The sequence below is a fragment of the Stappia indica genome (assembly GCF_020177335.1).
In the GTDB taxonomy this organism is placed as follows: domain Bacteria; phylum Pseudomonadota; class Alphaproteobacteria; order Rhizobiales; family Stappiaceae; genus Stappia; species Stappia indica_B.
The window spans coordinates 49,142-73,347 of sequence record NZ_JAIVMG010000006.1 but is presented as its reverse complement, the minus strand read 5'-3'; the positions used below and the strand labels follow the sequence as shown (position 1 = coordinate 73,347).

At 65.7% G+C, this 24,206-nt stretch carries 20 protein-coding genes; 9 read left to right on the top strand and 11 right to left on the bottom strand.

Going from position 1 to position 24,206, the window contains the following annotated elements; translation table 11 throughout:
* Positions 1-51 precede the first annotated feature (51 nt).
* Positions 52-1,461 (top strand): type I glutamate--ammonia ligase, encoded by a 1,410-nt coding sequence (gene glnA / locus LC062_RS09985; RefSeq protein WP_224910891.1) that lies wholly within the window; start codon positions 52-54, stop codon positions 1,459-1,461.
* Positions 1,462-1,859: 398 nt separating this feature from the next.
* On the opposite strand, the gene LC062_RS09980 is transcribed toward glnA, so the two are convergent.
* A complete protein-coding gene (locus LC062_RS09980) occupies positions 1,860-2,684 on the bottom strand; it encodes a cyclase family protein (protein WP_224910890.1) in 825 nt (274 codons plus the stop codon).
* A gap of 124 nt (positions 2,685-2,808) precedes the next feature.
* On the opposite strand from LC062_RS09980, the gene LC062_RS09975 reads away from it, so the two are divergent.
* The gene (locus LC062_RS09975) at positions 2,809-4,704 is read left to right on the top strand and encodes an ABC-F family ATP-binding cassette domain-containing protein (RefSeq protein ID WP_224910889.1); all 1,896 of its coding nucleotides are present in this window, start codon (positions 2,809-2,811) and stop codon (positions 4,702-4,704) included.
* A 223-nt stretch (positions 4,705-4,927) separates the two neighbouring features.
* Positions 4,928-6,082 carry a hypothetical protein gene (locus LC062_RS09970; protein ID WP_224911034.1) on the top strand — a complete coding sequence of 385 codons (1,155 nt, stop codon included), beginning with the start codon at positions 4,928-4,930 and terminating at the stop codon, positions 6,080-6,082.
* Between the two features lie 85 nt (positions 6,083-6,167).
* Here the strand turns inward: LC062_RS09970 and LC062_RS09965 are convergent, their stop codons facing one another.
* The 3 genes from LC062_RS09965 to LC062_RS09955 form a co-directional block, all read right to left on the bottom strand.
* Positions 6,168-6,881, bottom strand: coding sequence for a class I SAM-dependent methyltransferase (locus tag LC062_RS09965; protein ID WP_224910888.1), 714 nt, complete (start codon positions 6,879-6,881; stop codon positions 6,168-6,170).
* Complete coding sequence (locus LC062_RS09960) at positions 6,878-7,327, bottom strand: DNA polymerase III subunit chi (RefSeq protein ID WP_224911031.1); 450 nt, start codon at positions 7,325-7,327, stop codon at positions 6,878-6,880. Before LC062_RS09960 ends, LC062_RS09965 begins: the two co-directional genes overlap by 4 nt.
* Positions 7,328-8,086: 759 nt before the next feature.
* Positions 8,087-9,622, bottom strand: coding sequence for a leucyl aminopeptidase (locus LC062_RS09955; protein WP_224910887.1), 1,536 nt, complete (start codon positions 9,620-9,622; stop codon positions 8,087-8,089).
* Between the two features lie 223 nt (positions 9,623-9,845).
* Between LC062_RS09955 and lptF the strand changes: the two genes are divergently transcribed.
* The 6 genes from lptF to rsmA all read left to right on the top strand — a co-directional run bounded on the left by lptF (position 9,846) and on the right by rsmA (position 17,564).
* Positions 9,846-11,033 carry an LPS export ABC transporter permease LptF gene (lptF, locus tag LC062_RS09950; RefSeq protein ID WP_224910886.1) on the top strand — a complete coding sequence of 396 codons (1,188 nt, stop codon included), beginning with the start codon at positions 9,846-9,848 and terminating at the stop codon, positions 11,031-11,033.
* Positions 11,034-11,046: 13 nt separating this feature from the next.
* Positions 11,047-12,144, top strand: coding sequence for an LPS export ABC transporter permease LptG (gene lptG / locus LC062_RS09945; protein ID WP_404829702.1), 1,098 nt, complete (start codon positions 11,047-11,049; stop codon positions 12,142-12,144).
* Positions 12,144-14,570 carry an LPS-assembly protein LptD gene (locus LC062_RS09940; protein ID WP_224910885.1) on the top strand — a complete coding sequence of 809 codons (2,427 nt, stop codon included), beginning with the start codon at positions 12,144-12,146 and terminating at the stop codon, positions 14,568-14,570. The genes lptG and LC062_RS09940 overlap by 1 nt, the downstream gene beginning before the upstream one ends.
* A 178-nt stretch (positions 14,571-14,748) precedes the next feature.
* Positions 14,749-15,675, top strand: coding sequence for a peptidylprolyl isomerase (locus LC062_RS09935; protein WP_224910884.1), 927 nt, complete (start codon positions 14,749-14,751; stop codon positions 15,673-15,675).
* A 7-nt stretch (positions 15,676-15,682) separates the two neighbouring features.
* Entirely contained in the window at positions 15,683-16,702 is a 1,020-nt protein-coding gene (gene pdxA / locus LC062_RS09930) for a 4-hydroxythreonine-4-phosphate dehydrogenase PdxA (RefSeq protein WP_224910883.1), read from the top strand.
* A gap of 10 nt (positions 16,703-16,712) precedes the next feature.
* A complete protein-coding gene (gene rsmA, locus LC062_RS09925; protein WP_224910882.1) occupies positions 16,713-17,564 on the top strand; it encodes a 16S rRNA (adenine(1518)-N(6)/adenine(1519)-N(6))-dimethyltransferase RsmA in 852 nt (283 codons plus the stop codon).
* 47 nt (positions 17,565-17,611) lie between these two features.
* Here rsmA and gmk read toward each other — a convergent pair whose 3' ends face one another.
* From gmk to fabD, 7 genes are all read right to left on the bottom strand, one after another.
* Entirely contained in the window at positions 17,612-18,316 is a 705-nt protein-coding gene (gene gmk, locus LC062_RS09920) for a guanylate kinase (protein WP_224910881.1), read from the bottom strand.
* A 3-nt stretch (positions 18,317-18,319) separates the two neighbouring features.
* The gene (locus LC062_RS09915; RefSeq protein ID WP_224910880.1) at positions 18,320-19,234 is read right to left on the bottom strand and encodes a YicC/YloC family endoribonuclease; all 915 of its coding nucleotides are present in this window, start codon (positions 19,232-19,234) and stop codon (positions 18,320-18,322) included.
* A complete protein-coding gene (mltG, locus tag LC062_RS09910; protein ID WP_224910879.1) occupies positions 19,231-20,448 on the bottom strand; it encodes an endolytic transglycosylase MltG in 1,218 nt (405 codons plus the stop codon). The genes LC062_RS09915 and mltG overlap by 4 nt, the downstream gene beginning before the upstream one ends.
* Before the next feature lie 85 nt (positions 20,449-20,533).
* Positions 20,534-21,796 carry a beta-ketoacyl-ACP synthase II gene (fabF, locus tag LC062_RS09905; RefSeq protein WP_181759843.1) on the bottom strand — a complete coding sequence of 421 codons (1,263 nt, stop codon included), beginning with the start codon at positions 21,794-21,796 and terminating at the stop codon, positions 20,534-20,536.
* Positions 21,797-21,856: 60 nt separating this feature from the next.
* Entirely contained in the window at positions 21,857-22,093 is a 237-nt protein-coding gene (locus tag LC062_RS09900) for an acyl carrier protein (RefSeq protein WP_181759842.1), read from the bottom strand.
* A 279-nt stretch (positions 22,094-22,372) separates the two neighbouring features.
* Positions 22,373-23,110 (bottom strand): 3-oxoacyl-[acyl-carrier-protein] reductase, encoded by a 738-nt coding sequence (fabG, locus tag LC062_RS09895; protein WP_224910878.1) that lies wholly within the window; start codon positions 23,108-23,110, stop codon positions 22,373-22,375.
* Between the two features lie 36 nt (positions 23,111-23,146).
* Complete coding sequence (fabD, locus tag LC062_RS09890; protein ID WP_224910877.1) at positions 23,147-24,094, bottom strand: ACP S-malonyltransferase; 948 nt, start codon at positions 24,092-24,094, stop codon at positions 23,147-23,149.
* Positions 24,095-24,206: the final 112 nt, after the last annotated feature.

The following is a 24,206-nucleotide window of genomic DNA, read 5'->3' as shown; positions in this document are numbered from 1 at the left end:
GTTTGCCAGAAGCGGCACCAGTGACCACCACGAATGACAGGGAAGTTTTCCATGACGACCGCCATTGAAGTTCTCAAGGAGATCAAGGACAAGGACATCAAGTTCGTTGACCTTCGCTTCTCCGATCCGCGCGGCAAGATGCAGCATGTGACCATGGACGCCGGCCTGGTGGACGAGGACATGTTCGCTGAAGGCGTCGCTTTCGACGGCTCCTCCATCGCCGGCTGGAAGGCCATCAACGAGTCCGACATGATGCTGGTGCTCGATCCCGAGACCGCACACATCGACCCGTTCTTCGCCCAGTCGACCCTGTCGATCATCTGCGACGTCATCGACCCGGTTTCCGGCGAGGCCTACAACCGCGACCCGCGCACCACGGCCAAGAAGGCCGAGGCCTATGTGAAGTCGCTGGGCATCGGTGACACGGTGTATGTCGGTCCGGAAGCCGAATTCTTCATCTTTGACGATGTGCGCTTCTCCACCGACCCCTACAACACCGGCTTCCAGGTGGATTCCTCCGAGCTGCCGTCGAACATGGGTTCGGAATACGACACCGGCAACCTCGGCCACCGTCCGCGCACCAAGGGCGGCTACTTCCCGGTTCCGCCGATCGACAGCTGCCAGGACATCCGCTCCGAGATGCTGACCGTGCTCAAGGAAATGGGCGTCACCGTCGAGAAGCACCACCACGAGGTGGCTGCGGCCCAGCATGAGCTCGGCATCATGTTCGACACGCTGACCCGCAACGCCGACAAGATGCAGATCTACAAGTACGCGGTGCATCAGGTCGCCCATGCCTATGGCAAGACCGCAACCTTCATGCCCAAGCCGGTGTTCGGCGACAACGGCACGGGCATGCATGTGCACCTGTCGATCTGGAAGGACGGCAAGCCGACCTTCGCCGGCAACCAGTATGCCGACCTGTCGGAGACCTGCCTCTACTACATCGGCGGCATCCTGAAGCACGCCAAGGCGCTGAACGCCTTCACCAACCCCTCGACCAACTCCTACAAGCGTCTGGTCCCGGGTTACGAAGCGCCGGTGCTCCTGGCCTACTCCTCGCGCAACCGGTCGGCGTCCTGCCGCATCCCCTTCACCTCCTCGCCGAAGGCAAAGCGCGTCGAGGTGCGGTTCCCGGATCCTTCCGCGAACCCGTACCTGTGCTTCGCGGCCATCCTGATGGCCGGCCTCGACGGCATCAAGAACAAGATCCATCCGGGCGACGCGATGGACAAGAACCTCTACGACCTGCCGCCGGAGGAGCTGAAGGACATTCCGACCGTCTGCGCCTCGCTGCGTGAGGCACTGGAAGCCCTCGACGCCGACCGCGACTTCCTGAAGGCCGGCGGCGTGATGGACGACGACCAGATCGACTCCTACATCGAGCTGAAGATGGAAGAGAACATGCGGTACGAAATGACCCCGCATCCGGTCGAGTACGACCTGTACTTCTCGGTCTGATCCACGCCATTACCCAGCGTGACCAATCAAGCCCCCGGCGAGCCATCGCCGGGGGTTTTTTGTTGCTCGCCGGGCAAGGACTTCCGTTCCCCCCTCCGAACAGCGCGCGGTTGGCGGCGGGAGAAGATCCGGAACACCGTGGCTCTCCGGTCCCGGGTCGCGCTCACGCTTCGTCCAGGAGGACGCGGAGGGTGGGGCGAGGTCCGAAGGAGACCAGTCGTTGCCACAAGGAAGGGCGTCATCCCGGCCCCCGAGCCGGGATCGGAGAGCCAAAAGACTAACCTTGCCAGAGGGCTGGAACCGACACGCCGTGCCTCGCCGATCCCGGATCTGCGCTTCGCGGCGTCCGGGAGGACGCAGAGGATGGGGCAAGCGCGGGGGGCTGCCCGCCCCAGGGGTCAGACCAGCGCCATGATCCGGCTCGGCCCGCCGGTCGCCCCCTTGATCTTCGGCGCGCCGACCACCAGCGTCGCCCCGCTGGCCGGAACTTCGTCGAGCGCGGCAACGCACTCCAGCCCCCAGCGCCCGCTCGGCAGCCAGCTGTAGTGGGTATCGAAGGTTTTGGACGCCCCGTGGTCGAGCGACAGGGTATCGACCGCCATGCCGACCACGCCCTGTTCCATCATGTAGAGCGCCGCTTCCTTGGAAAAGCCCGGGAAATGCATCACCCCGTCGCCATCGGCGTTGCGAAACCCCTCCCCGCCGACCTTGCCGGCCCAGCCGGAGTTCATCGCCACGCAGCCTCCCTGCGGCAGCGGCCCGACGGCAGCCTCATAGGCCTTCAGATCCTCCACCGAGACCTGATAGTCCGGATCGGCGGCCGCCTTCTCCTTCACATCCAGCACCGCCAGCGGCACCACCAACTGGTCGATGGCGATCTCATCGGCGGCGGGAGCATCCTTGGCGAAATGGATCGGCGCATCGAGATGGGTGCCGGTGTGCTCCACCAGATGCCACTTGTACATGTTGAAGCCGTTCTCATCGAAGGCGGCGGTGCGTTCCATCTCCAGTCCGGGCACGCCGAAAAAGGTGGGAAAATCTTCCCCGAGGGTGTGGGTCAGGTCGACCACCCTGGAAAATCCGTTAGTGGCCGCGCGGGCCGCGCGCGGCGGCGGAAAGGCGGTGAAGACAGCGGCGCCGGCGAGCGTGCCCGCCACCCCCTTGAACAATCCGCGCCGGCTGAGACGGCGCGCCACCACGTCCTGGCATCCCGGAACACACATAACGATCCTCCCTTGCACGTCTGACAAGAGCACCATGGTAGGGTGCACCTTTCGCTGCGGCAATCACCCCCGCCACCGCGCCTTCCCCTTGCACGGCGCGTGTTTTCCCGCCATTGATCCGACCATGTTACAGATCACCGACCTCACCTTCCGCATCGCCGGCCGCACGCTTCTGGAGCGGGCCAGTGTCACCCTGCCCAGCGGCGCCAAGACCGGCTTCGTCGGTCGCAACGGTGCCGGCAAGTCCACCCTCTTCCGCCTGATCACCGGCGATGCCTCACCAGAGAGCGGCGAGATCCGCATGCCCAAGGGCCTGCGGATCGGCCAGGTGGCGCAGGAGGCCCCCGGCACGGAAGAGACCTTGCTGGAGATTGTGCTGGCCGCCGACACGGAACGCACCGCCCTTTTGGCGGAAGCGGAAACGGCCGAGGATCCGCACCGGATCGCCGAGATCCACACCCGGCTGGCCGACATCGACAGCCACACGGCGGAAGCACGCGCGGCGCGCATTCTTGCCGGCCTCGGCTTCGACGCCGAAGCCCAAGCCCGGCCCTGCTCCTCCTTCTCCGGCGGCTGGCGCATGCGCGTGGCCCTTGCCGCCGTATTGTTCTCCGAACCGGACCTGTTGCTGCTCGACGAGCCGACCAACTACCTCGACCTGGAAGGCACGCTCTGGCTGGAGAACTATGTCTCCCGCTATCCGCATCAGGTGCTGCTGATCAGCCACGACCGCGACCTTCTGAACAAGGCGGTCGATTCCATCGTCCATCTCGACCAGTTCGGCCTGACCTTCTATCGCGGCGGCTTCGACAGCTTCGACCGGCAGCGGCGCGAAACCATGGCGCTCCAGGAAAAGAGCCGCGAGAAGCAGGAGGCCCAGCGCAAGCACATGCAGGCCTTCGTCGATCGCTTCCGCGCCAAGGCCACCAAGGCACGCCAGGCCCAGTCGCGGCTGAAGATGCTGGAGAAGATGGAGCCGATCGCCGCCATTCGCGGCGCCGAGGCACTGCCGATCTCCTTTCCCAACCCCGATGGCAGCCTTGCCCCGCCGATCATCCGGCTGGACGATGTCGCCGTCGGCTATGGCGAGACCACCATCCTGTCGTCGCTGGCGCTCAACATCGACAATGACGACCGCATCGCCCTGCTCGGCGCCAACGGCAACGGCAAGTCGACCTTCGCCAAGCTGATCGCCGGCCGGCTGGAGGCGATGAGCGGTAAGATCACCCGGGCGCGCAAGCTGAAGGTCGCCTTCTTCGCCCAGCACCAGCTCGACGATCTCATTCCCGCCGACAGTCCGGTCGCCCATGTGCGCAAGCTGATGCCGGACGCGGCCGAATCCAAGGTACGCGCCCGGGTCGACCGCTTCGGCCTGCCGACGAGCCGTATGGACACCCCCGCCAAGGATCTGTCCGGCGGCGAGAAGGCGCGCCTGCTGCTGGGCCTTGCCACTTTCGACGGCCCGCATCTGCTCATCCTCGATGAGCCGACCAACCACCTGGATATCGAAAGCCGCGAGGCGCTGATCCAGGCGATCAACGACTATGACGGAGCGGTGGTGCTGATCTCGCATGACCGGCATCTGGTGGAGGCCTGCGCCGACCGGCTTTGGCTCGTTGCCGATGGCGGGGTGCGCAGCTTTGACGGCGACATGGAAGACTATCGCCGGCTGATCCTGCAGCGTGACCGGGGCGAGCGGAAAAACCGATCCGAAGCCGAACCGGCATCGGCGGCAACCGACGCCGCCGAGGAGGAACGTTCGGCCAAGCGGCGCAACGCCGCCGAGCGCCGGGCGCAGCTCGCCCCCTTGCGCAAGGACATCGCCGCCGCCGAGAAGGAGATGGCGCGGATCACCGAAAAGCTCGCCCGCATCGACGAAACCCTCGCCGATCCGGACTTTTTCACAAGAGATCCGGAGCGGGCGACGAAGTTCGCCAAGGAGCGCGCCTTCATGGAAAAGAAGCTCGCGAAGACCGAGGAGCTCTGGCTGGAGCTCTCCGCCGAGCTGGAAGGCGCCTGAGAAAACACCGCCGCCAACGAGCGGGAGAAAAGAAGATCGCGTGCGATGCCGCAAGGGGCGCAACCTCAGCCTTCTTGCGGCAAGGCGCGGCGCACGCGATCAATGACGCCCCAATGTTTGCACAAGCTTCCTAAACTTCGACTTAGATTCCCCCCATTCGATTGAGAGTTTTGGGAAACCTGAGTCGCTAGCCTTCTCGCAAGCAACACGGAGCAGGAAATTCATGACGCCGCAGTTCAACCGTCTCCTTCTCGCCACAGCGGTGACCCTCGCCCCGACCTTTTTCACGGATATCGCCCCCAACCAGCTTTCAGGCTGGAGCGCTGAAGCCGGCAACGGAAACGGCAATGGCGGCGGCAACGGCGGTGGAAATGGAAACGGCGGCGGCAAGGGCAACGCCGGCGGAAACAGTGGCGGGCATGGCGGTGCCGGCGCCAGCCGTGGCTCCATGGGCAATGGCGCGGCACGCTCGCAAGCGGCCCGCGCCGCACGGACGGAGCGCGGAAACGGCGGCGGCAATGGCGGCGGCAATGGCGGCGGGACGGTGAACGCGGTCGGCCACGGCGTCGCCAATTTCATCGGCGGCCTGTTTGGCGCTGAAACCAAGCCGGCCAAAGCCCAGAAGGCAAAACAGGCTACGCACAAGCAGCAGCAGCGCAACCAGAAGGTCGCTTCGGTTCGCCGCGATGCGAAGGCGACCCCGACGGCCAAGCCGCGCGAGCGCAACCTCCACGCCAAGCTGGGCGGGCTCAATTCGCTCAACCGCAACGTCAACGCCTACCTCAATGCCAATGATCCGCGCATGGTGGCCATGCGCGAATTCATCGACGCATCGATCGACTATGAAAATGCGGTCGAAAAGATCGACGCCCTGAAGGAGGCCTTCGCCGAGGCTCAGACCAGCTTCGATGAGACCATCGGCGCGATCGCACCCCATGACGACTACGACTATCAGGGCAAGAGCCTGACGGAGCTGAACGAACGCCTCGACGAGTTGAACGGGATCGACCGCGAGGGCCTCGACGACGCGGAAATCGAGGCGCTCGACGCCGAGGTGGCCGCACTCGACGAAGCCCTATCCAGCGAGGCCGCGACGACGCTCTCGGAGGCCGAAGCGGAGCTGGCCGAGATGGAAAAGGACCTTGAAGCTCTGGAAGGCGCCGCCTCCGACGAGGCGCTCGCGGAAGTGCTGAAGGAAATCTCCAATCCGGGCAAGAACGGCGGCCTGGCCCCTGACGCCGAGATCGATCCGGAGGTCCTCGACTGGGCCAAGGATGTGCTCGGCGTGGGCGACGCCGTCGGCCGTATCGACGAGGTTCGCGCCATCCGCGAGGCGGATGAGGCTGAGGCGACGGCCGAGGTTGAGACCAACGGCTGATCGGCACGGATAAAATCCAGTTTGAAGCGGCGGGCGCCCATCGGCCCCGCCGTTTTTTTATGCGCACGCCTGCAAGGAGCACGCCCTACGGGCGGCGGTAGACCGCCCTTATATGGGGGATGACCCGCTCGCCCTTGCGCAGCTCATAGGGCGTCTCCTCGACCTTCTCCAGCCCCAGCGCCTCGAAGCGGGCAAGCTCCGACGGCGTCAATGGCCAGGGCGGTCCGTCCGACTCCGTCCCCTCCACCCGCGACCGGGTGAGGATCAGGAGCCGCCCACCGGGGGCAAGCAGCCGGGCGGTGGCGGGAAAGGCGGCGGCGCGCAGCGCACCGTCCAGCGCCTGCAGCGTGTAGCATTCATGCACGAGATCGAAGGCGCCGATCCACGCCGCCGGCGGATCAAACAGGTCGGCGGCGCAATAGCCCACGCTGCTTGCCGGAAACCGCCGGCGCGCCCAGTCGATGGCCGCCGGTGCCAGATCGAAGGCAGTGGTGGCATAGCCGGCGGCGGCCAGCGCCTCGGCATTGTCGCCCAGGCCGCAGCCGACATCGAGCGCCCGCAACGGGGCTTCCGCCTCCCCTCCGGGATTGTCCGCGAGCCAGGCGAGAAGCTCAGGCTTGGCGGCAAGGTCGGCCCAGGGGACGGCCGCCGGATCGCCGCCAGCCGTCTCATAGACCGCATGAAACCAGGCGCTGCGATCCGCCCGGTCGCCGCCCTTGGCGCCGAACAGCCCGTCGAGCCGGTCGCGTGCCGCATCGCGCCGGCCGGCGAAATCCGGATCCTTGGGCGAAGCGCTCATGCCTTCTTCTCCCAGCGTCCGCTTTCCCCCTGCTGCCAGTAGGTGATCGCATGGCCGGCGGCCTTCGCCGCCTTCCACTGGCCGCGCGCGTCCATCACCGCTTCCGGATCGCCGCCATCGAACAGGAAGACACCGCGCTGATAGGGGGACAGGTCCGGCGGCACCGCGCGGTCGACGAGAAAGCGCACCTGCGCCCCGTTGGGATTGTCCTCGCCGCAGGTGAGAAACACCGGCTGCGCCGCCTCGTGCCCGTCGGCGGAGGTGCCATGCGGCAGGAAGCTGTCGTCGCGATAGGTCCACAAAAGCGCGTCGAGCGCCTGGCACCGCTCCGGCGAGCCGGCTTGGACGACAACCCGCCAGTCCCGCTTGAGGCAGGTTTCCAGAAGGCCCGGCAGCACCTCTTCCAGCGGCTGGCGGGTCAGGTGATAGAACAGCACATCGGCCAACACGGCACCTCATCTTGTCGGGCGGCGAAAACTGCGGCAGTTGCGCAACACCGCTCGGCGGAAGCATGTGGATGACGCAAAGCGGCTTTGCCTTCAAGCCGATTCACGATTAACCAAATGCCAACTGCCGGCGCGGCACCATTGCGTCGGAGATTCCCTGAACGGACTGCCCCCTGACCGGTGCGTCGCCAAATCCAGTGATGGACGGTACGCCCCCTCCCATCGTCAGGGCAATGGAGAACGATTGAATGGCTGTGCGGATTGCTTTGTTCTTTGGCCTTGTCCTCGGCCTTGCCGGCGCCACCACGGCAATGGGCGTGGTCGTCAGTGAACCCTCCGGCTCCTGCGCCGCCTACAAGACCTGCTGAGGCCCGATCCCGGCCGCCTCACGGCCACCAACAGGCCGACGCACCGACCGACCCGCCGCTTGCCGGCGGGTTTTTTATTGCCTGAAAGAGCCAAACCGGACGGCCGACGAAAGGCAGAGGCTGCTTTACGCCAGACATCGCCGCATTCTCCGCGTCTTCCCGGGCAAGCATCACGCGCGACCCGGGACCGGCGAGCCACAGCCTCTTGGATCCAGTCCCATGAAAACACAGCTCTTTCGGCTCTCCGATCCCGGCTCGTGGGGGCGGGATGACGCCAGGAGGGGCTGCTGCCCTTTGTCAGAAGCAGGAGCCGGGCGCCTGCCAGCGTTGTTTTTGCTGACAAGACCAACAACGGACGCGGGACCCCCCGCGCCCGTTGCGGCGAGCTGCATCAGCCCTCGTAATGCTCGCGCACCAGCCGGTCGAGCAGGCGCACGCCATAGCCGGAGGCCCAGCCCTTGCTGGTCTCGGTCTTCGGGCTTGCCATCGCCGTGCCGGCCACATCGATATGCACCCACGGCACATCATTGACGAAGCGCTGCAGGAACTGGGCGGCGGTGATCGAGCCGGCCATCCGCCCGCCGGTGTTCTTCATGTCGGCATTCGGCGTGTCGATCAGCTTGTCATACTCCTTCGACAGCGGCAGGCGCCAGACCTTCTCATCGGTCGCCGCACCGGCTTCCGCGAGTCGTCCCACCAGCGCGTCATCGTTGGAGAAGACACCGGCGTGCTGGCTGCCGAGCGCCACCAGAACGGCGCCGGTCAGGGTGGCCAGGTTGATCATGAACGCCGGCTTGAAGCGATCCTGCGTGTACCAGAGCGCATCGGCGAGCACGAGCCGGCCTTCCGCGTCGGTGTTGATCACCTCAATGGTCGCCCCCGACATGGCGGTGACGATATCGCCCGGTCGCTGCGCCTTGCCGTCAGGCATGTTTTCCACAAGACCGATGACGCCGACCACATTGACCTTGGCCTTGCGTGCGGCCAGGGCGTGCATCAGGCCGGTGACGGCCGCCGCCCCGCCCATGTCGCCCTTCATGTCTTCCATGCTGGCGGCCGGCTTGATGGAAATGCCGCCGGTGTCGAAGACGACGCCCTTGCCGACGAAGGCCACCGGCTGCGCGTCCTTCTTGCCGCCGTTCCAGCGCATCACCACCAGCCGCGGCGGGGTTTCCGAGCCTTGCGCCACGCCAAGAAGCGCGTTCATCTTCAACTTCTTCATCGCCTTTTCGTCAAGCACCTCGACCTCGACCCCGAGATCGGCGAGCGCCTGCGCCCGCTTGGCGAATTCCAGCGTGGTCAGCACGTTGGCCGGCTCGTTGACGAGATCGCGGGCGAGAACCACGCCATCGCTGACGCCGTCCGCCTCCGCCCAGGCCTTCTTTGCGCCCTTGGCATCCGAGGTGCCGATCTCCACACGGGCCGGTTCCGTCGGCGCATCCTCGTCCTTGCGCGACTTGTAGCGGTCGAAGCTGTACCCGCGCAGCTTCATGCCCATGGCAAAGGCCGCCGCCATCTCCGCAGCAATATCGCCGCCGGGCGCCTCCAGGCAGACAGTGGCGGCCTTGGCCGAACCAATGGCGCCCATCGCCACGCCGCCAAGCGCCATCCAGTCCGTCTCGGAAAGCTCCTCTGCCCCAAGGCCGATGACGATCAGCCGGTCAAGGCCGAGACCCGCCGGTGCGATGAGGTCCAGGGTCGTGCGCGCCTTGCCGGAAAAGCCGGCCGTCTCCGCCGCCCGGGCGAGCAAGCCCTCGGCCCCGCCGAGCAAGTCCGAGGTAACCGCGCCGGCGGACAGCTTGTCATTCACGAAAACGACCGCCACACCCTTGCCGGGGACGGACAGTTTGGAAAAGGAGAGTTTCGGCAACAAGACAATGACCTCACGATTGAACGGTGACAAGCCGCATCCGGCTGCCGGAACCATGGGATCCGCGACACGGATCGGTTGCAGGCGGCCTGGCGACCTTGGCGCCTAGAATGGTCCGGGAACCGCCTCCCGGCAAGCGCCAGCGTCTTCATGTCGCGTTAACCCTTTTTATTTCGGGAGTATTTACCTAAATTCGGTCCTATATCTTCAGGACCCAGAAACCCAGCGACCGGCCGCGAGGCATCTCGGCCGCCTTCGACCGATCAGACCGCGGCGCCCGATGACGACCTTTGAACGCTATGTTCTGCGACGCCTTTCCGCGGCCTTTCTGGTGACGCTTGCCGCCCTTGCCGGTGTCGTCTGGGCCACCCAGGCCTTGCGCCAGCTCGATCTGGTGACGGCGAAGGGCCAGACCATTGTCCAGTTCATCGGCATGACGCTGCTGGCCATGCCGTTCCTGGCCCTGGCAATCGCCCCCTTTGCCTTCCTGATCGCATTGATCGTCGTGCTCAACACCCTGTCGAACGACAGTGAGCTGATCGTCATCAACGCCTCCGGCGCCTCGCGCACGGTGCTGCTGCGCCCGGTGCTGGTCGCCGCCATGCTGGTTGCCGTGCTCTGCGCGCTGCTGTCCACCACCATTGCCCCGCTGGGCCTTGCGGCGCTGCGCGATGAAATCACCCGGGTGCGCGTCGATCTGGTGGCCAATATCGTCCGTCCCGGCCGGTTCATCAGCATCGAGGACGGGCTGACCTTCCATATCCGCAACCGGAGCGGCGACGGCCAACTCGACGGGCTCCTGATGCATGACCAGCGCGCCGCGGACAAGGTGCTGACCTACGAGGCCGCCCATGGCCGGATCGTCGAAGCTGCCGACCGCACCTTGCTGGTGATGCAGAACGGCACGATCCAGCGACGTACCGGTGAGGACGACAACATCTCCATCGTCCGCTTCCAGTCCTATGCCTTCGATCTGTCGAGCATGATTCCGACGGCGACCACCGCCACCTACAAGGCCAGCGAGCGCTCGCTGGCGGACCTCTTGTCGCCGGCGCCGGATGATGAGTATGCCGCCGCCTATCCGCAGCGGCTCCAGGCGGAGTTGCATGACCGCCTGTCGCAGCCGCTCTATCCGCTGGCCTTTGCCGCCATCGTCTTTCTGTTTCTCGGCCAGCCCAGCACCACGCGGCAGAACCGCCATGTGGCCATCCTCGCCGCCCTTTGCCTGTCGATCCTGTTACGGACCGCCGGCTTCGGAATGCTGACACTGGTGCCGGCCGTCCCGGCCGTTCGATTCGGGCTCTATCTGCTGCCGCTGGCCGCGATTGCGCTGGCCGGCTGGGCGATCATCCATGGACGCACCCCGCGCTGGGTGCTTTTCCTGACCCATCTCGGCGATCAGCTCGGCGATTGGCTCGCCGGGATCGCCGCCCGCTTGACCCGCAGCCGTCAGGATGGCACGGCGTAGCATGATCATGGGCATGAGCATCACGCGGCGAACCCTCGCCACCTATTTCTCCTGGCGCTTTCTCGGCGCCATACTCGGCCTGTTCGCGCTTGCCGCCATCCTGATCTTCATCTTCGACCTGCTGGAGCTGCTGCGCCGTGGCGGCGGGGAGGACGATGCCGGATTGATCCGCATCAGCCTGATTTCCCTGCTGCGTACACCGCAGCTGATGGAGCAGGTGCTGCCCTTCGCCGTCCTGTTCGGCTCCATCGCCGCCTTTCTCGCCCTCAGCCGCAAGCTGGAACTGGTGGTCGCCCGTGCCGCCGGCGTGTCCGTCTGGCAATTCATCGCCCCGGCGCTGATCGTCGGCATTGGCCTCGGCGTGTTCGCGGTAACGGTCTACAATCCGCTGGCGGTGGTGCTGCGCGCCCAGTCCGATGAAATCGCGTCCGGGCTGTTCGGTCGGGAACAGAATTTCCTGATGCAGACCACCGGCGCGACCTGGCTGCGCCAGGACGGCCTCGACGGGGAATCGGTGCTGCATGCCAACCAGATCCTGGCCGGCGGCGCCCGGCTCTATGGCGTGACCATCTTCAGTTTCGACCGGGACGGCTATTTTTCCGAGCGAATCGAGGCGCGCGAGGCGCGGCTCGGCGACAAGGTCTGGAACCTTTCCGATGTCACCGTCTACACGACCGAGGCCGATCCCCGAAAATATGACGTCTACACGATCAGCACCTACCTGACGCCAACCGAGGTGCGCGAGAGCATCGCCGCGCCGGAATCCATCGGCTTCTGGGACCTGCCGCGGGTGATCGAGCTGTCGCAACGCGCCGGTTTGCCGGCCTATCGGTATTCACTTCAGTATCAGACACTTCTGGCGCGGCCGGTGCTCCTGGCCGCGATGGTGCTGATTGCCGCCTGCGTCTCCCTGAGGGTAACGAGGATGGGGGGTATCGGACGGCTGATTCTGGGTGGCATCCTTGCCGGGTTCGTGCTTTACGTTCTCTCGGAGTTGGGAAAGGATCTCGGAGGTGCGGGAATCGTGCCGCCGATCGTTGCTGCTTGGGCGCCTGGAGTGTTTGGAGTTCTGATGGGTTTTACGATCCTCTTGCATCTGGAGGACGGCTGATGTCATTGGCCGCAGTCCTTCCGCAGATGGCTCGTATGTGCCGTGGCGCGGCCCTGCGCGGCGTGTCGCTTGCCGCCCGGCTTCTGCGCAGCACCGCCCTGGCCGGCCTGGCGCTCGGCACCGTCGCCGCCCCCCTGCTTCTCGCGCAGGGCGTCGCGGCCCAGTCGGAGCTGGCCGATTCGCTCGGCGCCCGGGTCGACGAGAAGGAACCGCTACTGCTGGAGGCGGACGAGCTGCGCTACGACTTCAAGCGCGACCGGATTTCCGCGCTCGGCAATGTGCAGATCTACTACGGCGGCAACACCGTCGAGGCGAAGCGGGTCGTGTTCGACCGCCGCAACAACCGCCTGCGCGCCGAAGGCGACGTCCGCATGACCGAGCCGGACGGCAATGTGCTTTACGCCCAGGAGCTGGACCTGTCGGAAGATCTGCGCGACGGCTTTGCCAGTGCGCTGCAGCTCGACACGCCTGAGCGCACCCGTTTCATCGCCGAAAGCGCCAAGCGCGAGGACGGCAACCGGACCACGTTCGAAAACGGCGTCTACACGGTCTACACCCGGCCGACAAACCCGCCGGGCAAGCCACCCCTGTGGAACGTGCGCGCGACAACCATCGTCCACGACCAGCAGGAAAAGAGCATCGAGTTCTCCGATGCGGCGCTTGAGTTCTTCGGAAAGCCGTTGATTTACCTGCCGTATCTGACGATGCCGGATCCCACGGTCAAGCGCAAGACCGGCTTCCTGATCCCGACCTTGGCGATCGGCGACCGGATCGGCGCAGGTGTGCGCATTCCGTACTACATTGCCCTTGACCCCAACTATGATTTGCTACTCTCGGCGACCCCGCTGAGCAAGCAGGGCGTGCTGGCGCAGGCCGACTGGCGGCAGAAGCTCGCCAACGGCGAGTATTCGGTGCATCTGGGCGGCCTGATGCAGGCCCAACCCGGCGAGTTCGGCACGTCGAGCGGCAACCGGCGCTTCCGCGGTGTCATCGCCTCGACCGGTACCTTCGACATCAACGACCGCTGGCAATGGGGCTGGGATGCCTCGTTCCGCTCCGACCGAGCCTTCCTGCAGGACTACAAGTTCACCCGCTTCGGCAACGCCAGCGATGTGTCCAAGGTGTTCCTGACCGGGCAGAGCGAGCGCAACCGCTTTGACCTGCGCGCCTATGCCTTCCGCATCTCGCAGGAAGACTATGCGGCAACGCCCGCCTCGCTGAATGCACCCGGCTTCCTGCCGGTCGGCTCCCAGCTCCAGGACAAACAACCCCTCGTCCACCCGGTGCTGGATTACAACTACATCTTCGAGGACCCGGTCGTCGGCGGCGAACTCTCCCTCACCGGGAACTGGACCAGCCTCACCCGCGACCAGACGGATGCGGTGCAAATCGGCGGTGTTGGCGGCGTCACCCGTTTCCGCGGCGTTGAAGGCACCTTCACCCGCACCAGCCTGCAGGCGGACTGGCGCACCACGGTGATCGACCCGCTCGGCCAGATGTTCACCCCCTTCGCCTATGTGAAGGGCGACCTGTTCTTCCTCGCCTCGGCGGACAAGAACGTTGCCGCCCTCACCGACGAGAGCGTGGTCGGCCGGATCATGCCTGCGGTGGGCCTGGAGTACCGCTTCCCGATCCTTGCCACCTTCGAGGGCGGCAATCAGATCTTCGAGCCGATGGCGCAGATCATCGTCCGCCCGAACGAAGGCCGGATCGGCGAGTTGCCGAACGAGGATGCGCAAAGCATCGTCTTCGATTCCACCACCTTGTTCGAATACGACAAGTTCTCCGGCTTCGACCGCAGCGAGGGCGGCACCCGCGCCAACCTCGGCCTGAAATACAGCCTGCAGCTCGACAATGGCATCAATGTGAGCGCCCTGATCGGCCGCTCCTTCCATCTCGCCGGCACCAACTCCTTCAGCCAGGCCGACATTCTCGATGCCACCAGCAGCTCAGGCCTGGAAACCGGCGCCAGCGACTATGTCGGCAGCCTGTATTTCGACAGCCGGCAAGGCTTCCGGATCGGAGCGCAGGGGCGCTTCGACGGCGAAACCTTCGCCGTCCAGCGCGGACAGATCGAGGCCACCGGCATCTATGGCCCGCTGACCGGCAATCTCGCCTACGCCTATCTCTCGCCGCAGCCGAGCATTGGCATCGAAACGTTGCGCCAGGAGGTGATCGGCTCCGCCAGCCTGCGGCTTCAGGAGAATTGGCGCCTGTTCGGTTCGGTGCGCTACGATCTGGAGAGCAACAACACGGTCCGCGACAGCGTCGGCTTCGGCTATGACGATGAAGGCTTCTCCCTCTCGCTGGCCTATTCGGAAGACCGCAGCCGCAACAACGGGCAGACCACCGACCGGCTGTTTTTCCTGAGGCTGGGCCTGCGCACGCTCGGCGACACGCAATTCTCCACCAACGGTGTCAACTGACCCAGCGGCGAACGGTCAGGGGCGTAGCCCTCGTTCTGGTGGCCTACGTTCGGAATTTGGCCGTTTTCTGGTGTCAGCAGACTGTCCGAACAAAGATTGGCATTCGCCCCAAGCGCGCGGCAACTCTCCGCGCGGCCGGCATGGCGGCCAGCGAGACGAAACAGGAAGGGGGTACGGGATGACGATGATGCGAAGGCTGCGTGTTGCGGCAATGGCGCTGGTGACGGCGGGACTGCTCAGCGCGCCAGCTACGGCGCAAACCTCGATCAAGGTTCTCGTCAATGATCGCCCGATCACCAGCTATGACATTGCCCAGCGGGCCGGTCTGATCCGTCTGACCACCCGGGTGGGCGGATCGACTGCGCGCCGTCAGGCGACCGAAGAGCTCATCAACGATGAACTGAAGCTACTGGAAGCCAGCCGCCGCGGCGTCTCGGTCTCCAAGGGCGAGGTCGACGCAGCCTTCGCCACCCTCGCCTCCCGCGTCAAGCTGTCGCCGAAGAAACTCTCCGGCGTGCTGCGCCAGTCCGGCGTCAACCCCGGGACCCTGCGTGATCGCCTGCGGGCGGAGATCGCCTGGGGCCAGGTCATGCGCAGCCGGTTCCAGGCGGAAGTGCGCATCGAGGAAGCCGATGTCATCGCCGCCCTGCAGCGCGACAATGACAAGGACGCGCAAAAGAGCATGGAGTATCGGCTCCAGTCGGTCATTTTCGTGGTGCCGGCAAAGGCACCCTCGGGGCAGAAGTCCAAGCGCAAGGGCGAGGCGCAGCGTTTCCGCTCGCAGGTCTCCTCCTGCGACCAGGCCGCAACCCTGGCCAAGCAGTTCCGCGAGGTGGTGGTCATGCCGACCCAGCTCCGGCTGGAATCGGAATTGCCGGACAACCTGCGCAAGGCCGTGGCGAAAACCGCCGTGGGCAAGCTGACCTCGCCGGAAAGCTCCCAGAATGGCTACGAGATGATCGCCGTTTGCGACAAGCGCGAGATTGCCAGCGATGCCGCCGCCCGGGCCGAGGTGGAGGACGAGCTGCGCAACAAGGAAGGCCAGCAGCTCAGCCGCCGCTATCTTCGCGAACTGCGCCGCAAGGCGCTGATCGACTATCGCTGAGCGGATGATGCGCACCAGCCTGCGTCCCCTCGCCGTGACAATGGGTGAGCCGGGTGGCATCGGCCCCGATGTCGCCTTGCACGCCTATGACACCCGCGTGGAAGACGCTCTCCCGCCCTTCTACATGATCGCCGACCCCGCCTTTCTTGCCGCCCGGGCCCGACGTCTCGGCCTGCGGCTGAAGCTGCGCGAATGCGCCCCGGAAGAGGCGCTGGAGATCTTCCCCGATGCGCTGCCGGTGGTCCCCTTGGACGGACCGGTAGCGGATACCCCCGGCACCGCCGATCCGGCGACCGGCGCGCAGGTCATCGCCGCCATCGAACGCGCGGTCGCCGACACCATGGCCGGCAAGGCGGCAGCGGTCGTCACCAATCCGATCCACAAGAAGGCGCTCTACGACGCCGGCTTTCAGCATCCTGGGCACACCGAGTTCCTCGGCGCTCTCGCGCGCCAGTACGGCGCGGAGCGACACCAGCCGGTGATGCTGCTGGCCGGCCCGGACCTCCTGGTCGTCCCCGTCACCGTGCATATCCCGCTGAGCGCGGTGCCGACCGAGCTGACCGGCGAGCGTATCCTGTCCACCGCCCGGATCGTCCATCACGACCTTGTCACCCGCTTCGGCATCGCCAACCCGCGCCTTGCCATCGCCGGGCTCAACCCGCATGCCGGCGAAGGCGGCGCCCTGGGACAGGAGGACGATCAGGTGATCGCCCCCGCCATCGCCCGGCTGCAGGCCGAGGGCATCGACGCCACCGGCCCACTGCCGGCCGACACCATGTTCCACGCGGAAGCGCGCGCCGGCTATGATTGCGCCCTGGCGATGTACCACGACCAGGCACTGATCCCGGCCAAGACCCTCGCCTTCCACGAGGCGGTCAACGCCACTCTCGGCCTGCCCTTCGTGCGCACCTCCCCGGACCACGGCACGGCGCTTTCCATTGCCGGGACCGGCGAGGCCCGGCCGGACAGTTTCGCCGCCGCCGTGCGCCTGGCCGCAGTGATGTCCGATCCGGGCCTGATCGAATGAGCCCGAGTGCATGAGCCAGATCGACACGCTGCCCCCCTTGCGCGAGGTGATCCAGACCCATGATCTGCGCGCCAAGAAGACGCTGGGGCAGAATTTCCTGCTCGATCTCAATCTGACCCTGCGCATCGCCCGCACCGCCGCGCCGCTGGAAGAGGCCACGGTGCTGGAGGTTGGCCCCGGCCCCGGAGGGCTCACCCGGGCCCTGCTGGTTGCCGGCGCCAGGCGCGTTGTCGCGGTGGAAAAGGACGAGCGCTGCCTGCCGGCACTGGCGGAGATCGCCGCCCATTATCCCGGCCGCCTTGAGGTGATTTCCGGCGATGCGCTGCAAATGCGCCTTGCGGACATCGCCGGTGACGGGCCGCTGAAGATCGTCGCCAACCTGCCCTACAATGTCGGTACCCAGTTGCTGATCAACTGGATCGCCTGCGCCAACTGGCCACCGGCGTGGCAATCGCTGACGCTGATGTTCCAGAAGGAAGTGGCCGAGCGCATCGTCGCCCGCCCAGGTTCGAAGGCCTATGGCCGGCTCGGCGTGCTGGCCGGCTGGCGCTGCCATGCGAGCCTTGCCTTCGATGTCAGCCCCAAGGCGTTTACCCCGCCGCCCAAGGTCACCTCGGCAATCGTCCACCTGACCCCGCGCGCCGCGCCGCTCGCCTGCGATCTGAAGGCGCTGGAGCGGGTCACCGCCGCCGCCTTCGGCCAGCGCCGCAAGATGCTGCGCGCCAGCCTGAAGCCGCTGGCCACGGATGCCGAAGAGCGGATCGTCGCGGCGGGCATCACGCCAACCGAACGGGCCGAGCAACTGTCGATCGAGGAATTCGTTGCCCTCGCCAACGCCTTTGCCGGCGCGACCTTCAGCTAGTAGAAAACGGCTGGCTGAAACGCCAGACCGCAGAGAAAACCGGCGGCTCAGTCGTCCGCCGGCGCCTCTCCGGTTTCCCGCTTCAGGTCTTCGACCATGCCGTCGATGAACGAACCGATGGCTGGGCTGCGCTCGCGCCGCAGGCGCTCGGCCTTGAGGATCGACCGGGCGCCGTCGAAAGCGCGCTGCAGATCGTCATTGACGATCACATAATCGTATTTCGACCAGTGCTTCATCTCGCCAACGGCGGTTTTCAGCCGGCGCTGAATCACCTCGGGGGTATCCTCCGCCCGCCGGTGCAGCCGCGACTTCATCTCGGCGATCGACGGCGGCAGAATGAACAGCGACACCACGTCCGGACGCACCGTCTCATAGAGCTGGAAGGTGCCCTGGATATCGATGTCGAACAGAACGTCCTGGCCGCTCTCCAGTGCCTTTTCCACCGGGTCGCGCGGCGTGCCGTAGAAATTGCCGTGCACTTCCGCCCATTCCAGCAGCTCGTCGCGGGCGCGCATCTGCTCGAACCGCTCCAACGTGATGAAATGATAGTGCACGCCGTCGATCTCGCTCGACCGACGCGGCCGGGTCGTCACCGAAATCGACAGTTTCAGGTTGCTTTCATGATCGAGCAACTGGCGGGCGATGGTCGACTTGCCCGCCCCCGATGGCGAGGACAGCACCAGCATGACGCCCCGGCGCCGTGCATCCGCCTCGTCCGAGGTCACCACGGTTCCGCTCGGAAACTCGCTCATCATCTACTCCAGGTTCTGAATCTGCTCGCGCATCTGGTCGATCACCGCCTTCAGCTCAAGCCCGATGGCCGTCAATTCCGTTCCGTTGGACTTGGAGCACAGGGTGTTGGCCTCGCGGTTGAACTCCTGCGCCAGGAAATCCAGCCGGCGGCCGATGGCGCCGCCGCCGTCCAGAAGCTCCAGCGCCGCATCCACATGCGCCTTCAGCCGGTCCAGCTCCTCGCGCACATCCGCCTTGGTGGCCAGCAGCGCGGCCTCCTGATGCAGCCGCGCCACATCGAGCCCCGTTCCGGTTTCCATCAAGGCTTCCACCTGCGCCGTCAACCGCGCCCGGATCGCCTCCAGGGAGCGACAGGGCGCGGCTTCGGCCGCCTCACGCAGCTCCGCGATCCTCGCGAGCTGTCCGCGCAGCACGGCCTCGATGGCCCTGCCTTCGGACCGGCGCATCCCCTCAAGCGCGTCGAGGCCGGTTTCCAGCGAGGCCTTCAGCGCCGCCAGCAAGCCCGCGCGCTCCGCCTCGTCCTCTTCCGGTTCCTTCCACTCCACCACGCCGCGCTGGTTCAGAATCCCGTCGAGCGACACGGGCGCGGCCTCCGGCAGCCTGCGGCGCAACGCCTCCAGCGCCGAAAGAACGGCGGTCAGCGCCACTTCATTGACCTGCGGCGCCGCCTCGCTCTGGTCCCGCTGCAGGCTGAGCCCCACGGTCACATTGCCCCGAGCAAGCCGCCGCGTCACCGCCTCGCGGCAGGGTGCTTCAAGCGCATCGAACCCGACCGGCAGGCGCAGGCGCACATCGAGCCCCTTGCCATTGACCGAGCGCAGCTCCCAGCTCCAGCGCGCCGCGCCGTCCCGGCCGTCGACCCGGCCGAAGCCGGTCATGCTGGAAACCGGACCGGTTTCCCGACCGCCACCGCTCATTGCGACACGTCGGGATTTACGGCGGGCTCTGTCGCATCGCCGTCCTTGGCCTTTTCCGCCTCGGCGGCCTCGGCCGCCTTGCGGCGCGCCTCCTGCTCGACCTTGCGCCAGTTGGCGACATTGCGCCGGTGCTGCTCATAGGTCTCGGCGAACACATGCCCACCGGTGCCATCGGCAACGAAATAAAGATCCTTGGTGCGCGACGGATTGGCCACCGCCTCCAGTGCTGCCCGGCCCGGATTGCCGATCGGTCCCGGCGGCAGCCCGTCGATCTGGTAGGTGTTGTACGGGTTGCGCGCATCCAGATCGGAGCGGGTGATCGCCGAGCGATCCTGCTGCCAGGCGGAACCGCCATGCAGCCCGTAAAGGATCGTCGGATCCGACTGCAGCCGCATCGACTTGCGCAGCCGGTTGATGAACACGCCAGCCACCCGAGTGCGTTCATCCGACCGCGCCGTTTCCTTCTCGACGATCGACGCCAGGATCACCAGCTCTTCCGGGCTTTCCAGCGGAATGTCCTTGTTGCGCCGCTCCCAGATGCTGGCCAGAGCATTCTTCTGCGCCTCCATCATCTGCTTGATGATCTGCGCCCGGCTGGTGCCACGGGTGAAGGTATAGGTCTCCGGCAGCAGCGAGCCTTCCGGCGGGATCTTGTCGAGCGTGCCGGTCAGCACCGGATGCTCGCGCACCCGCGCCACGATCTGCGCGCTGGTCCAACCTTCCGGCACGGTCACCGTATGGTAGACCGCCTTGCCCTCCACCAGGTCTTCCATCACCTGTCGCATCGAGCTGCCGGCGGTGAAGGCGTATTCGCCGGCCTTCAGCTTCTGCGCGTTCTTGTGGGCGAGCACCCCGGCCCAGAATATCTGGGCGTTGTCGATCACCCCCTGATTCTCCAGCGTATCGGCAATCACCGACAGGCCGGACCCGGACGGAATGACAACGGTCTTGTCCACGGTCATCGGACCGGGCGCGTCGAACTGGGTCTTGCCCCAGTAAAGCAGACCGCCGGCGGCAACCACGCCGATCACGGCAACGCTCAGCAGGAAATTGATGAAGATGACGATCGGGTTGCGCGCGTGCCGCGACCGCGAGGGCGGTGGCGGTGCCGGATCCGGCTGGATCGCTTCACGCGGACTTTTCGGATGCACGCGCAGGGAGGACGCAGTGTCCTCCGTGCTGCCTGTGGATCCATCGTTGGGCGTCTCGGTCATGATCCCATCCGGTCAGGTTGAACGAGTGAATGGGTTCGCCACATGAAGCGAAATTATGGCCAAACCGCGAAGAAGGTCGCTTGTATCAAGCGACCTTACGGAACACCAAAGAGGCGTTCGTGCCGCCGAAGCCGAAGGAATTCGACAAAGCGGAATCGATGGTCATCGGCTTGGCCTTGTTCGGCACCAGATCGATCTCGGTCTCCACGGAGGGATTGACCAGATTGATCGTCGGCGGCGCCATGCCATCGCGCATCGCCAGAAGCGAGAAGATTGCCTCGATCGCACCCGCCGCGCCGAGCAGGTGCCCGGTCGAGGACTTGGTCGAGGACATGGTCATCCGGCTTGCCGCATCACCGGCCAGACGCTGGATCGCGCCAAGCTCGATCTCGTCGCCAAGCGGCGTCGAGGTACCATGAGCATTGACGTAATCGATCTCGCCAGCCGACATGCCGGCCCGCTTCAGCGCCGCCTGCATGCAGCGGTAGGCGCCATCGCCATCGGAGGACGGTGCAGTGATGTGATAGGCATCGCCCGACATCCCGTAGCCGACCACCTCGCCATAGATGGTCGCGCCGCGTGCCTTGGCCCGCTCGTATTCCTCAAGCACGACCACGCCCGCGCCCTCGCCCATGACGAACCCGTCCCGGTCCTTGTCATAGGGGCGCGAGGCCTCGCTCGCCCGATCGTTGAACCCGGTGGACAGCGCCCGCGCCGAGGCGAACCCGGCCAGTGCCAGCCGGCAGACCGGCGATTCCGTACCGCCGGCGACCATCACATCGGCATCGTCGAGCGCGATCAACCGCGCCGCGTCGCCAATGGCGTGCGCACCGGTGGAGCAAGCCGTCACCACCGCGTGGTTCGGCCCCTTCAATCCATGACGGATCGAAACATAGCCGCCCGCCAGGTTGATCAGGCGACCGGGAATAAAGAACGGAGAGACCCGCCGCGGACCCTTGTCGCGCAGCACATGGGCCGTTGCCTCGATGCCCTGCAACCCGCCGATACCCGACCCGATCAGCACACCGGCGCGGATCTGCTCCTCATAGGTCTCGGGCTTCCAGCCGCAGTCGGCAATGGCCTGCTCGGCCGCCGCCATGGCGAAAACAATGAAATCGTCGACTTTGCGTTGCTCTTTCGGGTCCATCCAGTCGTCTGGATTGAAGGTCCCGTTCGACCCGTCGCCACGGGGGATCTGACAGGCGATCTGACACGCCAGGTCTTCGACCTCGAAACTGGAGACCCGGCTCGCGCCGCTCTCTCCCTTGAGAATCCTGGACCAGCTTTCCTCGACACCGCACGCCAACGGCGTGACCATACCAAGGCCGGTAACGACAACTCGCCTCATCACAAATCCATCTTTGTTCACATCGGGCGACGCATGCCGCCCGATGTGAAGAAGTTCAAATCAAGCGGCAGCCTTTTCAAGGAACTTGACCGCATCGCCGACGGTCAGGATCGTCTCGGCAGCGTCATCGGGAATCTCGACCCCGAACTCTTCCTCGAAGGCCATGACCAGTTCCACGGTGTCAAGGCTGTCAGCGCCAAGATCGTCGATGAAGCTGGCTTCCACGGTCACCTTCTCGGCGTCCACGCCGAGGTGCTCGATGACGATCTTCTTAACCCGATCCGCGATATCGCTCATTTTATGATCCTTAATGTTTCCAACGGTTTCCGCATATCCAGCGCCCAGCGCCGTACCTTGTACCCGATCTTCGGAACTCGGTGAATTGGGTACCAGCCCGAACCGACACCAAATCCTGTGGACCTCGTCCGTCTGGTCGGCCGCGCCCGAGCGCCAATCGTCCATGTTCGCGTCTGCTGGCCGGCGGGTTCGTAACACACTTTCCCAGCATTGACCAGCCGCCCGGACCGGGCACGACAGGCATCCGGGAGCACCATGCCCCCGGCGCCAATTCTTCTTTTAAATCATTGCCATACCGCCATTGACGTGCAGCGTTTGCCCCGTAACATAGGCTGCCTCGTCGCTGGCGAGATAGACGGCGGCGGCGGCGATTTCACCCGCGGTGCCGAGCCGACCTGCCGGCACCGTGCCGAGGATCGATTCTTTTTGCTTGTCGTTCAGCGCATCGGTCATCGCCGTTTCGATGAACCCCGGCGCGATGGTGTTGACGGTGACATTGCGGCTGGCAACCTCACGCGCCAGCGCCTTGGCCATGCCGATCATACCGGCCTTGGCGGCAGCATAGTTCGCCTGTCCCGGATTGCCCGTGGTGCCGACCACCGAACCGATGCCGATGATCCGGCCGGAGCGGCGGCGCATCATGCCCTTGACGGCTGAGCGGCACAGCCGGAAACCGGCGGTCAGGTTGACCTCCAGCACCTGCTCCCACTCCTCGTCCTTCATGCGCATGAAGATGTTGTCGCGGGTGATGCCCGCGTTGTTGACGAGAATGTCGAGACCGCCCATTGCCGCCTCGGCCGCCGGCACCAGCCCCTCGACCGCCTCGCGATCGGACAGGTTCGCCGGCAGCACATGCGCCCGCTCGCCGAGATCGGCGGCCAGCGCCTCCAGCTTCTCCGCCCGGGTGCCCGACAGGGCCACGGTCGCGCCGCGCGCGTGGAGGGCCCGCGCGATTGCCTCGCCGATCCCACCGGTCGCACCGGTAACGAGAGCCGTTTTTGACGTCAGATCAAACATGCACAGATACTTTCCGTTGTTGTCCCAGTATGCCTATCAGGGGTTGGCCAGCCGGTCCATCAGGAGATCGACATCCTCCGGCGTGTTCACGGCAATGCCGGTTACCCCACGTGCGATGCGCTTGACCATGCCGGTCAGCACCTTGCCGGTACCGATCTCGAAGGCGGTATCCACACCCTCGGCGGCCATGAAGCCGACCGACTCGCGCCAGCGCACGGTTCCGGTCACCTGCTGCACCAGGAGCTTGCGAATCTCGTCCGGATCAGTGACCGGGCCAGCCAGCACATTGGCCACCAGCGGCACCACCGGCGCCTTGAGCTCAACGGCGGCAAGCGCCTCGGCCATCACATCGGCGGCCGGCGCCATCAGCGAACAATGGAACGGTGCGCTGACCGGCAGCAGCACCGCCCGGCGGGCCCCATGCTCCTGGGCGATCGCGATTGCCCGCTCCACCGCGCCCTTGTGGCCCGACACCACGACCTGCCCCGGCGCATTGTCATTGGCCGCCTGGCAGACCTCATCGCCGGCCGCTTCCGCCGCCACCTTTTCCGCCGTCTCGAAATCGAGGCCGAGCAGCGCCGCCATGGCGCCCTCGCCTACCGGCACCGCCTGCTGCATGGCCGTGCCGCGAGTGCGCAACAGCCGCGCCGCATCGCCGATGCTCAGCGCGCCCGCGGCGGCCAGCGCCGAATACTCACCCAGCGAATGACCGGCGACGAAAGCCACCGAACCGGCAAGGTCGAGACCGCGCGCTTCCGCCACCCGGATGGTCGCCAGGCTGACCGCCATCAGCGCCGGCTGAGCATTGGCCGTCAGGGTCAGCTCGTCCGCCGGCCCGTTCCACATCACATCCGAAAGGCGCTGAACCAGCGCTGCGTCCACTTCCTCGAAGACCGCGCGCGCCTCGGGAAAGCGATCGGCCAGCTCCTTGCCCATGCCGACGCCCTGGCTGCCCTGGCCGGGAAAGGTGAATGCAATGCTCATCTCGTGGCTCCGTCTTTCTGCCGCGCCACCCCAGCGGGCGCACAAATGAAGTTGCCGCAAAGACACGGGCCAACGCTTGCCTGTCAAGCCGTTCGCCATAAAAAAGCCTGCG

Excerpts from the sequence above, each read along its gene's own strand:
- glnA (WP_224910891.1), top strand. The coding sequence starts at position 52 with ATGACGACCGCCATTGAAGTTCTCAAGGAGATCAAGGACAAGGACATC.
- LC062_RS09980 (WP_224910890.1), bottom strand. The coding sequence starts at position 2,684 with ATGTGTGTTCCGGGATGCCAGGACGTGGTGGCGCGCCGTCTCAGCCGG.
- LC062_RS09975 (WP_224910889.1), top strand. The coding sequence starts at position 2,809 with ATGTTACAGATCACCGACCTCACCTTCCGCATCGCCGGCCGCACGCTT.
- LC062_RS09970 (WP_224911034.1), top strand. The coding sequence starts at position 4,928 with ATGACGCCGCAGTTCAACCGTCTCCTTCTCGCCACAGCGGTGACCCTC.
- LC062_RS09965 (WP_224910888.1), bottom strand. The coding sequence starts at position 6,881 with ATGAGCGCTTCGCCCAAGGATCCGGATTTCGCCGGCCGGCGCGATGCG.
- LC062_RS09955 (WP_224910887.1), bottom strand. The coding sequence starts at position 9,622 with ATGGTTCCGGCAGCCGGATGCGGCTTGTCACCGTTCAATCGTGAGGTC.
- lptF (WP_224910886.1), top strand. The coding sequence starts at position 9,846 with ATGACGACCTTTGAACGCTATGTTCTGCGACGCCTTTCCGCGGCCTTT.
- lptG (WP_404829702.1), top strand. The coding sequence starts at position 11,047 with ATGAGCATCACGCGGCGAACCCTCGCCACCTATTTCTCCTGGCGCTTT.
- LC062_RS09940 (WP_224910885.1), top strand. The coding sequence starts at position 12,144 with ATGTCATTGGCCGCAGTCCTTCCGCAGATGGCTCGTATGTGCCGTGGC.
- LC062_RS09935 (WP_224910884.1), top strand. The coding sequence starts at position 14,749 with ATGACGATGATGCGAAGGCTGCGTGTTGCGGCAATGGCGCTGGTGACG.
- pdxA (WP_224910883.1), top strand. The coding sequence starts at position 15,683 with ATGCGCACCAGCCTGCGTCCCCTCGCCGTGACAATGGGTGAGCCGGGT.
- rsmA (WP_224910882.1), top strand. The coding sequence starts at position 16,713 with ATGAGCCAGATCGACACGCTGCCCCCCTTGCGCGAGGTGATCCAGACC.
- gmk (WP_224910881.1), bottom strand. The coding sequence starts at position 18,316 with ATGAGCGAGTTTCCGAGCGGAACCGTGGTGACCTCGGACGAGGCGGAT.
- LC062_RS09915 (WP_224910880.1), bottom strand. The coding sequence starts at position 19,234 with ATGAGCGGTGGCGGTCGGGAAACCGGTCCGGTTTCCAGCATGACCGGC.
- mltG (WP_224910879.1), bottom strand. The coding sequence starts at position 20,448 with ATGACCGAGACGCCCAACGATGGATCCACAGGCAGCACGGAGGACACT.
- fabF (WP_181759843.1), bottom strand. The coding sequence starts at position 21,796 with ATGAGGCGAGTTGTCGTTACCGGCCTTGGTATGGTCACGCCGTTGGCG.
- LC062_RS09900 (WP_181759842.1), bottom strand. The coding sequence starts at position 22,093 with ATGAGCGATATCGCGGATCGGGTTAAGAAGATCGTCATCGAGCACCTC.
- fabG (WP_224910878.1), bottom strand. The coding sequence starts at position 23,110 with ATGTTTGATCTGACGTCAAAAACGGCTCTCGTTACCGGTGCGACCGGT.
- fabD (WP_224910877.1), bottom strand. The coding sequence starts at position 24,094 with ATGAGCATTGCATTCACCTTTCCCGGCCAGGGCAGCCAGGGCGTCGGC.